The organism is Streptomyces sp. NPDC002574, assembly GCF_042889545.1.
GTDB lineage: Bacteria > Actinomycetota > Actinomycetes > Streptomycetales > Streptomycetaceae > Actinacidiphila.
The window spans coordinates 111,021-125,619 of the sequence record NZ_JBIARB010000015.1 but is presented as its reverse complement, the minus strand read 5'-3'; the positions used below and the strand labels follow the sequence as shown (position 1 = coordinate 125,619).

14 protein-coding genes are annotated in these 14,599 nt (G+C 71.8%); 7 read left to right on the top strand and 7 right to left on the bottom strand.

The genetic code is table 11. From position 1 onward, the window contains the following. Nucleotides 1-14: 14 nt before the first annotated feature. Both ACFYXS_RS32310 and ACFYXS_RS32305 read right to left on the bottom strand, forming a co-directional pair. Nucleotides 15-1,658, bottom strand: a complete 1,644-nt coding sequence (locus tag ACFYXS_RS32310; protein ID WP_389254611.1) for an aromatic amino acid ammonia-lyase — start codon at nt 1,656-1,658, stop codon at nt 15-17. A 10-nt stretch (nt 1,659-1,668) separates the two neighbouring features. Next, on the bottom strand, nt 1,669-2,631 hold the full coding sequence (locus tag ACFYXS_RS32305; RefSeq protein WP_389254608.1) for an ABC transporter substrate-binding protein: 963 nt from the start codon (nt 2,629-2,631) through the stop codon (nt 1,669-1,671). 316 nt (nt 2,632-2,947) lie between these two features. On the opposite strand from ACFYXS_RS32305, the gene ACFYXS_RS32300 reads away from it, so the two are divergent. Genes ACFYXS_RS32300 through ACFYXS_RS32285 form a run of 4 tightly spaced genes read left to right on the top strand, consistent with a single transcriptional unit; the run spans nt 2,948 to nt 6,981 of the window. Next, a complete protein-coding gene (locus tag ACFYXS_RS32300; RefSeq protein ID WP_389254606.1) occupies nt 2,948-5,458 on the top strand; it encodes an ATP-binding protein in 2,511 nt (836 codons plus the stop codon). Further along, entirely contained in the window at nt 5,455-5,916 is a 462-nt protein-coding gene (locus ACFYXS_RS32295) for a roadblock/LC7 domain-containing protein (protein ID WP_319662430.1), read from the top strand. The genes ACFYXS_RS32300 and ACFYXS_RS32295 overlap by 4 nt, the downstream gene beginning before the upstream one ends. A 38-nt stretch (nt 5,917-5,954) precedes the next feature. Beyond that, nucleotides 5,955-6,392, top strand: a complete 438-nt coding sequence (locus ACFYXS_RS32290; RefSeq protein ID WP_389254604.1) for a DUF742 domain-containing protein — start codon at nt 5,955-5,957, stop codon at nt 6,390-6,392. Beyond that, complete coding sequence (locus ACFYXS_RS32285; RefSeq protein WP_389254602.1) at nt 6,379-6,981, top strand: ATP/GTP-binding protein; 603 nt, start codon at nt 6,379-6,381, stop codon at nt 6,979-6,981. Before ACFYXS_RS32290 ends, ACFYXS_RS32285 begins: the two co-directional genes overlap by 14 nt. Before the next feature lie 78 nt (nt 6,982-7,059). On the opposite strand, the gene ACFYXS_RS32280 is transcribed toward ACFYXS_RS32285, so the two are convergent. From ACFYXS_RS32280 to ACFYXS_RS32265, 4 genes are all read right to left on the bottom strand, one after another. After that, entirely contained in the window at nt 7,060-7,728 is a 669-nt protein-coding gene (locus ACFYXS_RS32280) for an ABC transporter permease (protein WP_389254600.1), read from the bottom strand. Further along, the gene (locus ACFYXS_RS32275; protein ID WP_319662426.1) at nt 7,725-8,378 is read right to left on the bottom strand and encodes an ABC transporter permease subunit; all 654 of its coding nucleotides are present in this window, start codon (nt 8,376-8,378) and stop codon (nt 7,725-7,727) included. The genes ACFYXS_RS32280 and ACFYXS_RS32275 overlap by 4 nt, the downstream gene beginning before the upstream one ends. Continuing rightward, on the bottom strand, nt 8,375-9,523 hold the full coding sequence (locus ACFYXS_RS32270; protein ID WP_389254598.1) for an ABC transporter ATP-binding protein: 1,149 nt from the start codon (nt 9,521-9,523) through the stop codon (nt 8,375-8,377). The genes ACFYXS_RS32275 and ACFYXS_RS32270 overlap by 4 nt, the downstream gene beginning before the upstream one ends. A 156-nt stretch (nt 9,524-9,679) precedes the next feature. Then, nucleotides 9,680-10,588: a LysR family transcriptional regulator gene (locus tag ACFYXS_RS32265; protein WP_389254595.1), complete on the bottom strand. Its 909-nt coding sequence runs from the start codon at nt 10,586-10,588 to the stop codon at nt 9,680-9,682. Nucleotides 10,589-11,118: 530 nt separating this feature from the next. Between ACFYXS_RS32265 and ssuE the strand changes: the two genes are divergently transcribed. The 3 genes from ssuE to ACFYXS_RS32250 are packed head-to-tail and all read left to right on the top strand — an operon-like array spanning nt 11,119 to nt 14,056. After that, entirely contained in the window at nt 11,119-11,676 is a 558-nt protein-coding gene (gene ssuE, locus ACFYXS_RS32260; RefSeq protein ID WP_389254593.1) for an NADPH-dependent FMN reductase, read from the top strand. Beyond that, a complete protein-coding gene (locus ACFYXS_RS32255; protein ID WP_389254591.1) occupies nt 11,673-12,869 on the top strand; it encodes an SfnB family sulfur acquisition oxidoreductase in 1,197 nt (398 codons plus the stop codon). Before ssuE ends, ACFYXS_RS32255 begins: the two co-directional genes overlap by 4 nt. Before the next feature lie 26 nt (nt 12,870-12,895). Then, nucleotides 12,896-14,056, top strand: coding sequence for an LLM class flavin-dependent oxidoreductase (locus ACFYXS_RS32250; protein ID WP_389254589.1), 1,161 nt, complete (start codon nt 12,896-12,898; stop codon nt 14,054-14,056). 28 nt (nt 14,057-14,084) lie between these two features. Here the strand turns inward: ACFYXS_RS32250 and ACFYXS_RS32245 are convergent, their stop codons facing one another. Continuing rightward, complete coding sequence (locus ACFYXS_RS32245) at nt 14,085-14,567, bottom strand: MarR family winged helix-turn-helix transcriptional regulator (RefSeq protein ID WP_389254587.1); 483 nt, start codon at nt 14,565-14,567, stop codon at nt 14,085-14,087. Between the last annotated feature and the right edge of the window lie 32 nt (nt 14,568-14,599).

Genomic DNA, 14,599 nt, shown 5'->3' with positions numbered 1-14,599 from the left:
CGGGGCAGCAGCCCTCACAGATCCGCGAGTACCGGCAGCACCTCCGCCGCGGCCGTCACGTCCGCCGTCAGCGGACGGTCCTCGGTACCGGCCGGGAGCACGGCGGCGGCGACGGTGAACACCGGCACGGGCGGCGGCGACGGGTGCAGCCGCAACGCCCGCACGGCGGTGACGAGTTCGCAGGCCAGCACAGTGGTGTACGCGTCGACGGCGCGCAGCGACTGGCGGGCCGCCTGGGAGGCGAAGCTGGCGGCCTCCTCCAGGCCGTGCGAGAGCACCGCGTGGCCGGCCGACGCGGGCGTGGCGCAGGAGCGCAGTTCCGCCAGGGCCGAGTTGGTGGTGTACTCCAGGATCATCGCGCCCGAACTGCTCGCCGGGCCCGCGGCCAGGAATCCGGGCAGGCCGGTCAGGTCGGGGCGGCCGAGGGCGGTCAGCCGGGCGGCGGACAGCTGGGCCGTCTGCAGGACGGCGAGGTTCAGCCCGTCCAGGGCGAGACCGAGCGGGGCGGCGTAGAACGCCCCATGGTGATGGGCCGCCGTGCCGTCGGCGGAGATCAGAGGGTTCTCCGACGGGCAGTTGATCTCGACTTCCACGATGCCGCGCAGGGCGCCGGCGGCGTCCAGGGCGGGGCCGTGTGCCTGCGGGAAGGCGCGGAAACCGAACGGGTCCTGGATCCGGCGGCCCGCGCCGTACGCCCGGCCGGGCACGCCGAGCAGCCTGCGCACCTCGGCGGCGGCCCGGGCGACCCCGGGATAGGGGCGCAGGGCGTGCACCTCGGGGGCGTACGCCTCCAGTGAGCCGGAGACCGCCGCGAGCGACAGGGCGGCGACCGCGTGGGTGGCCCGCAGCAGAACATCGAGGTGGTGGCAGGCGAGAGCGGCCTGCCCCAGGGTGAGCGCGTTGCTGCTGAGCAGCGCGAGCGCGTCGCCGGGTTGCGGCACCACGGGCGCGGGCAGCGGGGACGACGGCCCGGCGGGAGATGCTTCCGCGGTGTGTCCCGGCCCCGTCCCCGCGGCTCCACCATGCCGCTGCACGGGGAACCCGGGCGGCAGGAAGCCGGCCTCCGTCCGAGGGTGACCCCCGTCGTCACCACTCGGCGGCCCGGACCCGTCCGGGCGGTCGGTCAGCCAGGGGCGTTCGCCGATCAGGGTGAGGCCCGTCGCGGCGAGGGCGGTGAGGTCGCCGGTGCCGAGGCCGCCGTACTCGTTGACCGCCGGATGGACGCCGAGGCGCAGGGCGTCGGTGAGGGCGGTGATGAAGGCGGGCTGGATGCCGGATCCGCCCGCGAGGAGCTGGTTGGCGCGGACCGCGAGCATCGCCCTGACCTGGCGGGCCGGCAGCAGTGCCCCGGCGCCGCCGGCGTGGCTGCGCAGAAGGCGCAGACCGTGCTCGGCCTCGTCCTGAGCCGCGACCGGCACCGAGCGGTGCGCGCCCACGCCCGTGCCGCGGCCGTACAGGCGCCCCGCGGCGGCGAGCCGTTCGGCCGCCTGCCAGGAGCGCCGGGCCCGGTCGAGAGCCCCGGGCGGCACGGCCGGAGCGGCGGCCGCGTCGGCCAGCCGCACGACATCCGGCACGGTGAGGCCACGCCCGTCCAGCTCGACGCCGGCGCCCTCGGGATCCGGGGGCACCCGCGTCGAGCCGTTCAGGGTCGTGTCCATCTGCGGTGGGTCAGCCGAGACCGACGGACTTCAGCCAGGCCTGCGCCACGTCCAGCGGGTCCTTGCTCTGCGACTGCACCTGGGTGTCCAGGTCGAGCAGGGCCGCCGTGTCGAGCTTGGCGGAGACCGCGTTCAGCGCGTCGACGCCCTTCTGGTCCAGCCCGGACTTGTAGACGAGCGGCTGCACGTTCTCGAACCCGAAGAGGTTCTTCGGGTCCTGGAGGACCACGAACTTCTCCTTGGCGATGGTCGGGTCCGTGGTGAAGATGTCCGCCACCTGAACGGTGTTCTTCGTCAGCGCCGCCGCGGTCAGCGGGCCGCCCGCGTCCAGCGCCTTGAAGGACTTGAAGTCCAGTCCGTACACGTCCTTCAGGCCCACCAGGCCCTGCTGCCGGGTCTGGAACTCGGGGGAGGCCCCGATGGCCAGGTCCTTGGCGATGTCCTTCAGGTCCGCGATCGTGGACGCCTCGGTGAGCTTGTACTTCGCGGCCGTCGCCGCGTTCACCGTGACCGAGTCCTTGTCCTGCGCCGGAGCCGGGTCGAGCAGCGTCAGCTTGGGGTCCAGCTTGCCGCCGATGGCGGCCGTGGTCTCCTCGACCGTCTTGGGCGTGGCGTCCTTGTCGAGGTAGGCCAGCAGCGCGCCGTTGTACTCGGGCAGGACGGTGATGGAACCGTTCTTCAGCAGGCCGTAGGTGGTCTCACGGCTGCCGATGTTGGGCTTGTAGGTGACGTTGATGCCCTTGGCCTTCAGGGCCTCGCCGTAGATGTCGGCCAGCAGGATGCTCTCGGCGAAGTTGTTGGAGCCGACGACGACGTTGTTGCCGCTGGCCTTGCCTTCCGAGAGCGGGTTGTCGGACTTGTCGTCGGAGGACGACGAACACCCGGCGACGAGTGCCGCGGCGGCGGCGAGTGCGACGGCGGCCACGCCGCGGTTTCGCGTGCTTGACCTGGTGCTCTTCGCGTTAGAAGTCACAATTCCCGTTCCGGACTCTGAGGTTGGTGGAGGCTGGGTCGTGGCAGGGCGTGCGGCGTGCGGGGACACGTACGATCCTGATCCAATCCAGCCGGTTCCCCGTCAGTCAAGAGCATTCGGATCGCCGATTGGCCTCCTTGGTGCACAAATGTGAAGAGTGGACGGTCGCCTTGTAACGAACTCTTGACATGGGGCGTGGCGAACGCAGCTTCGAAGGCGCGATACATTCACCGCTGTTGCATCGGCCACAGCTGTGTGCGGGGGCCGCTTCGATGTCGTCGCGCATCATCGACCACACCCCCATGAAGGAGGCCAGGTGTCCACGGTGCAGGTGGACGTACCCACCCGCCCGGCTGCCCCGCCGCGGGGCGACGGGCCCTTGGGGTTCGCCGACCGCTGGCCCTTCCGGCGCAAGCTCAACCTCCTGGTCGGTGTCCCGCTGGCCGTGGTGGCCGTGCTGCTCACCTACCTCATCGCCGACCAGGTGGGACGGGCGCGGGACGCGGCGTCCGCGGCCCAGTTGGTCCGCGACAGCGCCCAAGTGGCGGCACTGGCGGACCGGGTGGAGGCCGAGCACCAGCAGGCGATCCTGCTCTCGGTGCGGTACGAGGCCGCCGGCCGCGGCGAACGGCCCTCGATCGAGGCGTACCGCACGGCGCAGCGATCGGTGGACGCCCAGGTGGCGACGGTGCGCCGGGCCTTCGGTGACCGGCTGCCGGACACCGAGGCGCAGTCCCTGCGCGAGATCGAGGGCCTGACCAGCCTGCGCGAGACGGTGGAGCAGAGCTACCTGCCCGCCGACAACATCGACCCCGCCTACACGGGCGTGGCCAAGGGGCTGATCGACGGCCTCGGCCTGGACCGCAACGCGGCGCTCGCGGCCACCTTCACGGGCAACCTGCTGGACTCCCTGCTGCGCGCGGACGCCGCGCACAGCTCCTTCGAGACGAGCGTGTTCTCGGCGACGACCGGTGACGCCAACGCCCTCATCGAGTTCAACGCCGCGGTCGGCTCGTACCAGCTGTACGCCTACCAGGCCGACCGGTTCGCCCGGTTCGCCACCGAGGATCAGTCCGACGAGCTCTCCGGGATCGAGCACAGCGACCCGCAGAGCCGGATCGCGCAGGCCTACGCCGAGCTCCAGATCGACCCCAGTTCCCTGCAGGCCGACACCCCGGCCGAGATCCACCGGGCGTTCCGGGGCGCGCTGACGGACTACCCGGCCTACCCCGCGCAGGCGGCGAACCGGCTGAGGATCACCTCCTCGCTCATCGACCAGATCGCCGACCGCGCCGACGACGCCTCCGGCGACGCGTGGTGGCGGGCCGCGCTGCTGCTCGCCGTCGCGCTGTTCGGCTTCCTGGTGTGGCTGGCGCTCTCGGTCGTGGTCCGCCGGTCGGTGGTCCGCCCGGTGCAGGCGCTCACCGCGGCCGCGCAGGAGGTCTCGGCCGCCACCAGCCGCGAGCTCTCCCGGGTGGCCGACGACGACACCGAGGACACCGGACCGCCGCGCGTGCGCGAGGTGCCCGTCACGGCCCGGGACGAGATCGGCGAGCTCGCCCAGGCGTTCAACCAGGTGCAGACCACCGCCACCGCGCTGCTGGCCCGCCAGGTGCTCAGCCGCCGCAACGTCGCCGAGATGTTCGGCAACGTGGGACGCAGGGTCAGCAACCTGACGACTCGTCAGCTCGCGTTGATCGACGCGGTCGAACGGGGCGAGACCGACCCGGCACTCCTGGAGCGCCTGTACTCCATCGACCACATCGCCGTGCGCCTGCGCCGCAACGCCGACAGCCTGATGCTGCTGGCGGGCATCCGGGAGACCGTCCTGGACTCGGGTCCCACCGCGCTCACCAACGTGGTGCGGGCCGCGCTCGGCCAGATCGAGGGCTACCAGCGGGTGCGGCTGTACGCCGAGACCGAGTCCATGGTCGAGCCGGACATCATCGGCGACCTCACGCTGATGGTCGCCGAACTCGTCGAGAACGCCGTCTCCTTCTCCCCGGTCGGCAGCCCCGTCGAGGTGACCGTGCGCTCCGGCGACGGCGACGCCCTGATCGCCGTGGCCGACCACGGCCTCGGCATGAGCGCAGAACGCCTCGCCGAGGAGAACGCCCGGCTCATCCGCCGCGAGCGCCTGGACCTGGTCCCGACGAAGGTGCTCGGCCTGTTCGTGGTCGGGACGCTGGCGCGCCGCTGGGAGGTCGGGGTGACCCTCTCCCGTACCCCGGGCGGCGGTGTGACCGCCGAGGTCGCGATCCCGGCGACGCTGCTCCTGAGCATGAGCGCGGTGGGCGGCTCCGGCGCCCCGGCGACGAGCCCGGCCGGCAGTGGCCCGCAGCCCGCGCCGGACCCTGAAGCCGCCGCCCCCGTCGCGGACGTCGTCCCGTCCACGGGCCCGCACGCCGCCGCCACCACTGCGGCCGCCACCGGGGAAGGGACGCCGCTCCCACGGCGCGTCCCCCGGCGCGAGGCGAGCGGATCCGGTGGACAGCGTCCGCTGGTGCCCGGGCCCCGGAAGGAGACACCGGCCGACGACTCCGCCGGCCAGCCCGGCCTGCGCCGCCGGGTCCGCGGTGCCACCTTGCGGACGACCACCGGTGCGGCCGCCGAGCAGGCGGGCCTCCAGGACGCACCCGCGCAACCCGCGGACGCCGAGGCCGTACGGTCCGCGCTGGAGGAGTTCGAGGCCGCCGTCGAGCGTGCCCACCGCGACAGCGACACCGGAACCCACGCCATAGGAGACCTCCGCACCGACACCGGTGCGGACCCCGGAACCGGGACCACGCACCGCCCGAACGACCTCCCAGAAGGAGCCGAGCAGTGAGCACGCCGACAGGTGACACTCCGACGACCGACCTGCAGGCCGCCGCAGCCGACTTCAACTGGCTGCTGAACCGTTTCGCCACGGAGACCGCCGGCGTCGTCGACGCCATCGCCGTCTCCTCCGACGGGCTGCTCATCGCCGTGTCGGAGCTGCGCGAACGCGCTCACTCCGAGCGGCTGGCCGCCATCGTCTCCGGCATCACCAGCCTGGCCGCGGGCGCCTCGGGCAACTACGGCCTGGGCGGCCTGAACAAGGTCATCATCGACCTGGAGGGCGGCCACGTCATCGTCTCCGCGATCGGCAGCGGCGCCGTGCTCGGCGTCGTCACCGACAAGGAGGCGAAACTCGGCAACATCGCCTACGAGATGACGCTGTTCGCCAACCGCGCCGGCACCGCGCTCAGCCCGCAGCTGGTGCTCGAACTCAAGAACACCGTCGGCGCCGCGTCGGCCCGCTGACCGGCCGTCCCCCCGGTCCGGAGAGGAAGACACGACTTATGGCGGACGGCCGCACACCGGCCGGCGAGGACGGCGTGACGCCCCCGGCCCCCGAGCCGGTCGGCCCCGCCTCTGCCGTGCGCCCGTTCCTCCTCACGGCCGGCCGGGTGGCGCCCGCGTCCGGCCGTCCGGTGCCGGTGGAGACCCAGGTGGTGGCCACGGCCGCCGGGCTCAAGACGCTCGACAAGCTCGCCTTCGAGCAGCACGACATCGTTGCCGCCTGCCGGCAGCCGCAGTCCATCGCGGAACTCGCGGCCCGGCTGCGGCTGCATCTGAACGTGGTGCGGGTCCTCGCCGAGGACCTGCGCGCCGCGGGACAGCTCACGGTCCATGTGCCGGACACCGGTGCCACCCATGACGCGTCCGTCCTGCGAAGGGTTATCGATGGCCTGCGGGCCGTCCCCGACTCCCGGGGGGTACTCCGTGACACCGACTGAACCGCTCCTCGGCGCCGGCCCGGCCGCGCAGGCCGTCGTACGACCGCCGCTGCCGGTCAAGATGGTGATCGCGGGCGGCTTCGGCGTGGGCAAGACCACCGCCGTCGGTTCCATCTCCGAGATCGAGCCGCTGACCACCGAGGCCGCCATCACCGAGGTGGCGGCCGGCGTGGACGACCTCAGCCAGACGCCTCGCAAGACCACGACCACGGTGGCCATGGACTTCGGCTGCCTCACCATCGACCCCACCTTGAAGCTGTACCTGTTCGGCACGCCCGGGCAGGAGCGGTTCGGCTTCATGTGGGACGACATCGTGGAGGGCGCGGTCGGCGGTCTCGTCATCGTCGACAGCCGCCGCCTGGACGACTGCTACGCGGCCGTCGACTACTTCGAGCACCGGCGGATCCCCTTCGCCGTCGCGCTCAACGCCTTCGACGGACGCGTCGAGCACACGCTGGACGAGGTCCGCTGGGCGCTGGACGTCGCCGAGCACGTACCGGTCGTCGTGTTCGACGCCCGCGAGCGCGGCTCCGTGCGGGACGCGCTACTCGTGGTGCTGGAGTTGGCGCTGGAGCGCACCGGCGGCTGAGCCGTGGCACGGAACAGGCGGACGGGCCCGGGGCGATGGTGGATCGCCCCGGGCCCGCGGTCCGCACCGCCGCGCGCGTCAGACGGCGCGGCGCACTCCCGGGGACACCGTGAGCCGTGCGATCGCCCAGAAGACCCCGAGCGTCACCAGTGCCATCACGGCCACCAGCGTGGCTCCGCCCACGACCTTCTCGTAGTCGCGCTGGTAGAGGCCGTCGATGATGTACCGGCCCAGCCCGCCCAGGCCCACGTACGCGGCGATGGTGGCCGTGGAGACGATCTGGATCGCGGCCGAGCGCAGTCCGCTCAGGATCAGCGGGAGCGCGGCCGGGAGTTCCACGGTGAAGAGGATCCGTGACTCCTGCATGCCGGTGCCCCGCGCCGCGTCGACCGACGAGGGATCGACGGAGCGGACCGCCTCGTAGGTGGTGACCAGGATCGGCGGGACGGCGAGCACGACCAGCGGGATCATCACCGGCCCCAGGCCGAAGCCCAGCCAGGTGACCACCAGCACGAGAAGGCCGAAGGTGGGCAGTGCCCGGGCGGCCGTGGCGGTCATGGCCAGGGTGTTGCCGCCGCGTCCGTAGTGACCGGTGACCAGGCCGATCGGCAGCCCGATGACGGCGGCCAGTGCGAGCGCCTCCAGGGAGTACCGGATGTGCTCGACGACGCGGGTGGGGATGCCGTCGTAGCCGTGCCAGTGGGCGCTGTCGCTGAAGAAGGCGTTGATGAAGTGCAGTACGTTCACCGGGCCGCGCTCTCCTTCGGCATCCAGGGGGTCAGCAGCAGGCGCAGGGCGACGAGGACCGCGTCGACCACGACCGCCAGCACGGCCGTCGTCACCACGGAGTTCACCGCGAGCTCGGGCCGGTGGTAGATCTGCGCGTCGTTGAGCAGGTTGCCCAGCGCGCCCTGGTTGCCGATCAGCATGCCGACGCTGACGAGGCTGATGCTGGAAACGGTCGCGACCCGGAGCCCCGCGATGATCGCGGGCACCGCGATGGGCAGCTGCACCTGGACGTAACGGCGTACGGGCCCGAACCCCATGGCGGTCGCCGCGGCCAAGGTCTCCTGCGGCACCGAGCGGACGCCGTCGACGATGGCCGGGACCAGCACCACCAGGCTGTACACGGCGAGCGGGATCATCACGGTCAGTTCGGTCTGGCCGGTGTAGTCGATGAGGACGACGAAGAAGGCCAGTGACGGGATGGCGTACAGCACGGTCGTCACGCCCAGCGTCGGGGCGTAGACCCAGCGGTAGCGGACGCAGAGCTGCGCGATGGGCAGGCTGATCACCAGGGCCGCCAGCACCGGCAGCAGGGCCTCGCGCAGATGCAGTCCGATCAGGCCGAACCAGCTGTGCTGGAGGTCGCTCGGGATGTCGAAGAAGCCACTCATCCGGCGGCCTCGGCTCCGGCGCGGACCTCGCCCGTCTCGTGGACCCGGGCGTGGGCGGTGCGGATGGCCTCGCCGATGGCCCGCTGCGAGACGACGCCGACCGCCCGGCCGGTGGCGTCCACGCCGACGGCCCAGCCGGTCGGCGACAGCACGGCGCCGTCGAGCGCGGCCCGCAGCGACTCCCGGCCGTGCTCGAAGGGCCGCCCGAAGGGCAGCAGGCGACCGGGATCGATCGTCCCCGCGGTGAGCACACCGGGCTCGCTCCAGCCCAGCGGCCTGCCGTCCAAGTCCGTGACGAGCAGGTAGGGCACGTCCGCGGTGGTGCGGGCGGCGATCTGCTCGGCGGCGGCGTCCACGGCGACGACGGGCTCGCTCCTCAACTCCAGTTCCGAGGAGGAGAAGAAGGACAGCCGGCGGATGCCGCGGTCGGCGCCGAGGAAGTCCTCGACGAACTCGTCCGCCGGGGCGGACAGCAGTTCCGCGGGCGGTGCGAACTGGGCGAGCCTGCCGCCGGTGCGCAGCACCGCGACCGTCGTGCCGAGCTTGATGGCCTCGTCGATGTCGTGGGTGACGAAGACGATGGTCTTGCCCAATTCGTCCTGGATCCGCAGCAGCTCGTCCTGAAGGCCCTTGCGGACCACCGGGTCGACGGCGGAGAACGGCTCGTCCATCAGCAGCACCGGCGGGTCCGCGGCGAGCGCCCGCGCCACGCCGACGCGCTGCTGCTGGCCGCCCGACAGCTGGTACGGATAGCGCTTGGCGAGCGAGGTGTCGAGCCCCACCCGCTCCATCAGCTCCGCGGCCCGGGCCCGCGCGCGCCGCTTGTCCCAGCCGAGCAGCCGGGGCACGGTGGCGATGTTGTCCAGGATGGTGCGGTGCTGGAAGAGCCCGGCGTTCTGGATGACGTAACCCATCGACCGGCGAAGGGTGTTGACGGGCTGCTCCCGGATGTCGACACCGTCGAGGAGAATCGATCCCTCGCTGGGTTCCACCATCCGGTTGATCATTCGGAGCGTGGTGGTCTTGCCGCAGCCCGACGGTCCCACGAGGACGGTGATGGAGCGGTCCGGTATCTCGAGTGAGAGCCGGTCGACTGCCACCGTGCCGTCCGGGTACCGCTTGGTAACTGAGTCTATCCGTATCAAAACGCCGAATACCCTTCGGGTCTGGCAGAAGCTGCCCGCTCTCGGCCACGGTCGCGCGGGCCGTTGCGGGGAGAGTGTAGACGCCTATTGTTGCGGCACTTCGGCGCGGATACCCTTGTGGGCCGTCCGCATGCCCGTGACAGGAACCACGGCGCCTCACGGAGAGGCGTCGTACCCGGCGGCGTTGCGCACGAACAGCTCGTGGAGATCACGAACGGCCCGCGGGACGGAACCGGAGTGGCGGCGCAGCAGGACCAGCAGCACCTCCGTCGCGTCGCCCGCGAGCGGCCGTACGGTGATCACACCGTGCCGCTCCAGCGGGTCGCCGATGACACTGAAATCCGGGAGCACCGTGGCCCCCAGACCCTCGGCGACCATCAGCTTGCCCATCTCCGCCCCGTCGGTGGAGTACGAGAAGGCCGGTGTCCGGCCGCCCAGTAGACGGTGCACGAAGCGGTGCATGACGTAGCCGGACCGCATCACGATCAGAGGCTCGGCGAGCAGGGTGTCCGCGTCCACGGCCTCCAGGGCCGCCAGAGGACTGTCGGGGCGCACGCACACCACGGGCCGCCCCCGCAGGAGTTCGGTGGCCTCGAAGCCGGGCGGCATGTCGTCGCCCTGGAGATGGTTCACCATCCCCAGGTCGAACGCGCCCTCCAGTAGTCCGCGGTGGATGTCCGCCTGTTGTGCGCCGACCACCTCGACCTGGGTGACCGGGTGCGAGGCCCGGAACTCGCGCACGGTCGGGATGAGCAATGGAACAGTGGCGGTGTTGACCGTGCCGAGCCGGACCATGCGGCTGATGCGGTGCTGGTCGCCCGCAGCGTCGCGGAGCCGGTCGACAGCGTCCAGCACACTCATGATGTGCGGCAGCAACTCCGCGCCCTCGTCGCTGATCCTCGCCCCGGTCCGCCTGCGCTCCAGCAGGTCCACGCCGAGCTCGCGCTCCAGGTTGCGCACGGTCTCGCTCAGCGCGGGCTGGGACAGGTGCAGTTCCTCGGCGGCGCGCCGCAGCGACCCGAGCCGTGTCACGGCGGCGATGTATTCCAGCTGTTCGATGCGCACCACTGGAGACTGCCGACCTCACCGCGTCGAGTTCAAGGGAAACCCTGTCACGGCCTCGTGAATACCGACTCTCAGCATGTGGAATCCGCTCCGGGCATTCTTGACCGGCCGGACTCGACGCTGGTTGTATCGATGGCATGAAGCGACAGGAGCTCACGCGGCGACGCCACGTAGATCTCGGGCGTGTCTCCAGCGCCCGCTGTCGCCGTTCGGCTTGAGCGCACCCGAGGGAAACCCTCGCACACGCGCGGGCTTGTGTTCATGATGCCCACCCGGGGCCGTTCGCCGTCGCGATGAAGGCCTGCACAGGGCCGCCGTTGTGGCAGGCCTGAATTCAGATCACCGCATTCACCTGCTCGCGCGCTTTCGCGCCTTCGCTCATTCGCCGACCGGGTGCCGGTCGTGAGCGGCGGCGTGGTCGAGCCGGCGGGACCCGCCGGACATCGGCTCGTGCCACCGGGGCGGGCGCACTCGCCGTCACCACCAGCACCACTCGCCGACCGCATCCGACATCCGTGAGAGGTCCCCGTATGGCCGCCGTCCTGTCCGTCTCCGGAAGCCCTTCCGCCACCTCGCGCACCGCGCACCTGTTGCGTCACCTGGACAACCGGCTCAGGGCCCAGGGCCACGAAGTGATACCGCTGGACGTCCGCTCGCTCCCGCCCGAGGCACTGCTGCACGCCGACACAGGTCATCCGGCGATCGTCGAGGCCGTCGGCTCGTTCCAGCGGGCGGACGGGGTCGTCGTAGGTACACCCGTCTACAAAGCGGCCTACTCCGGACTGCTGAAGTCGCTGCTCGACCTGCTCCCGCAGTACGCGCTCGCGGGCAAGACCGTCCTGCCGCTGGCCACCGGCGGAACCACCGCCCATGTGCTGGCCATCGACTACGCGCTCCGCCCCGTACTGAGCTCCATGGGCGCGGGACACATCACACCGGGCTGGTTCACTCTCGACAAGGACATCTCCGTCGACGCCGACGGCACGCTGAACGTCGCGCCGGCCCCGGCCGAGGCACTGGCCCAGGTCACGGACCAGTTCTCGCGTGCGCTCGGTGGGCGCCCCACCCTGCTGGCGGCCACCGCATGAGCGACGCGGCAGTGATCACCGGCGACGCCCAGGCCCTCGCCGTCGCGACCGAACTGGCCGCGGATTTCCGCAAGGGCGCGGCCGAGCGCGACGCGCGGCGCCGGCTTCCGGAGGCGGAGCTGGAGCGGCTGTCCGCCTCCGGTCTCCTCGCGGTGACGGTGCCCGCCGAGTTCGGCGGTGCGGACGTCAGCGCGGAGACGCTGGCCCGGGTCTTGCGGGTACTGGCCGCCGCCGACGCCAGCCTCGCCCAGATCCCGCAGAGCCACTTCGTGTATGTCAATGTGCTGCGTCGGCAGGGGACTCGCGAGCAGAACGAGTTCTTCTTCGGCGAGGTGCTGCGGGGGAAACGGTTCGGCAACGCGCAGTCCGAGGCGGGCACTAAGCACGTGCAGGACATCCGTACACGGCTCGTAGGCCTCCCGGACGGGGGGTACGTACTCGACGGTGTCAAGCACTACTCCACCGGGGCCCTGTTCGCCGACTGGATTCCGGTCCTCGCCCGCGGCGAGGACGAGAACCTGCACGTGGCGTACGTGCCGCGGGACGCGCCCGGTGTGACGGTCGTGGACGACTGGAACGGCATGGGGCAGCGCACGACCGCCAGCGGCACGGTCCGGCTGGAGTCGGTGCCCGTCCCCGCGGACCGGGTGGTGCCGCACCACCTCACCTTCCAGGGTCCTCAACTCCACGGCTCCATGGCTCAGTTGCTGCACGCCGCCATCGACGCCGGTATCGCCTTCGGCGCGCTGGGGGAGGCGGCGGAGTTCGTCCGCACCAAGAGCCGGCCGTGGTTCGAGAGCGTCGACGAGGGGCACGAGACAGCGGCACAGGACCCGTTGCTGATCCAGCGGTTCGGCGAACTCGCGATCCGGGTGCGGGCCTGCGACGCGCTGCTCGACGCCGCTGCCCGGGCCGTGGACGCCGCCCGGGCCGATCTGACCGAGGACTCGGCGGCCGAGGCGTCGATCGCGGTGGCCGCGGCCAAGGTGACGGCGGGAGAGGCAGCCGTGGAGGTCGCCAGTGCGCTCTTCGAGGTCTCCGGCACGCGCTCGGCACTCGACTCCCTGGGCCTGCACCGCCACTGGCGGGACGCCCGCACCCACACCCTGCACGACCCGGCCCGCTGGAAGGTCCAGCACATCGGCCGCTACGTGCTCAACGGCACCAAGCCGCCCCGGCACGGCCTGCTGTGACGGACGACCTCGATCGGAGACCCGACGTGCCCCTCACCTTCCACTGGTTCCTGCCCACCAACGGCGACAGTCGCCATGTCGTCGGCGGCGGCCACGGCACCCCGGCCACCCGGTCCGGGCGCGACCGGCCGCCGACCGTCGCCTATCTGAGCCAGATCGCCCGTGCCGCCGAGGACCTCGGTTTCGTCGGCGCGCTGACCCCCACCGGCGCATGGTGCGAGGACGCCTGGCTGACCACGGCCATGGTCAGCCAGAACACGGAACGCCTGAAGTTCCTGGTCGCCTTCCGACCCGGCTTCGTCTCGCCGACGCTGGCCGCGCAGATGGCGTCCACCTTCCAGCGCCAGACCGGCGGACGGCTGCTGCTCAACGTCGTCACGGGAGGCGAGAGCCACGAGCAGCGGGCCTACGGCGACTTCCTCGACAAGGACGCCCGCTATCGCCGCACCGGTGAATTCCTCGACATCGTGCGGAGACTGTGGGAGGGCAAGTCCGTCGACATGCGCGGTGAGCACCTCCAGGTCGAGAACGCGCAGCTCGCCCAGGTGCCCGACCCGGTTCCCGACGTGTACTTCGGCGGCTCCTCGCCGATCGCCGGCGAGGTCGCCGCCAGGTACGTGGACGTCTACCTGACGTGGGGCGAGCCGCCCGCCCAGGTCGCCGAGAAGATCGCGTGGATCCGCGGACTGGCGGCCGAACAGGGCCGCACCCTGCGTTTCGGCATCCGACTGCACGTCATCACGCGTGACACCTCCGAGCAGGCATGGGCCGAGGCCAACCGCATCCTGGACGGTTTCGACCCGGAGAGCGTCGCGGCCATCCAGGCGGGGCTGGCCCGCAGCGAGTCCGACGGTCAGCGGCGCATGCTCGCCCTGCACCACGGCGGAAGCCGCGAGCGCCTGGAGATCCACCCCAACCTCTGGGCGGGCATCGGCCTGGTGCGCGGCGGCGCGGGCACCGCGCTGGTCGGCAGCCACGACGAGGTCGCCGAACGCATCAAGGAGTACCAGGCCCTCGGCATCGAGGAGTTCGTCCTCTCCGGCTATCCGCACCTGGAGGAGGCGTACTGGTTCGGAGAGGGCGTCCTGCCCAAGCTCCAGGCCCAGGGCCTGTGGCAGCACCCCGTCGGCAAGCAGGCGGCCCACTCGGCGCACGTCCCCTTCGCGGGCGCGGGCAACCCCGGCTGACCTGTGGGGTCACCGACGGCGCGGGGACTCACGACGTGGGCGCCGGCCCGTGGTCGTCCTGCGCGCCGGTGAGGGCGTCCAGCAGGTGCTGCAGGGTTCGGCACGCCGCCGTGAAGTCCCCCGGTGCCACAGCCTCGGACCAGCGTTGCTCGATCTCGGCGACCCGGCCGCCGGCGTCGTCGAGGGCCTGGCGGCCGCGCCCGGTCGGGAAGATCAGCTTCGCCCGCCGGTCGCCGGGGTCGGGGCGGCGCTCCAGGTAGCCGAGCTCCTGCAGCTCGTTGACCAGTTCCGAGGTCGCCGCCAGGCTCAACTGCGCCCGCGCGGCGAGGTCGGTCAGGCGGATCCCGTCCACACCGACGTTGCCGAAGATCTGCAGGTGCGGCTCCCGGAGATCGGCGTAGCCCCGCGCGGCGGCGGGGGCGAACATCTCGGTCCTGAACTCCCGGAGCAGGCGGACCAGGAGTTGACCGATGGCGAGACGGTCGACCGGCAGATCGCTTGACGAGGGCATAGCACCGAAGGATACTTCGGGTACCGAAGCTT

Bases quoted from the DNA above. Each gene is read 5' to 3' on its own strand.
- ACFYXS_RS32310 (WP_389254611.1), bottom strand. From the start codon at position 1,658: ATGGACACGACCCTGAACGGCTCGACGCGGGTGCCCCCGGATCCCGAG.
- ACFYXS_RS32290 (WP_389254604.1), top strand. From the start codon at position 5,955: ATGGCGGACGGCCGCACACCGGCCGGCGAGGACGGCGTGACGCCCCCG.
- ACFYXS_RS32275 (WP_319662426.1), bottom strand. From the start codon at position 8,378: ATGAGTGGCTTCTTCGACATCCCGAGCGACCTCCAGCACAGCTGGTTC.
- ssuE (WP_389254593.1), top strand. From the start codon at position 11,119: ATGGCCGCCGTCCTGTCCGTCTCCGGAAGCCCTTCCGCCACCTCGCGC.
- ACFYXS_RS32255 (WP_389254591.1), top strand. From the start codon at position 11,673: ATGAGCGACGCGGCAGTGATCACCGGCGACGCCCAGGCCCTCGCCGTC.
- ACFYXS_RS32245 (WP_389254587.1), bottom strand. From the start codon at position 14,567: ATGCCCTCGTCAAGCGATCTGCCGGTCGACCGTCTCGCCATCGGTCAA.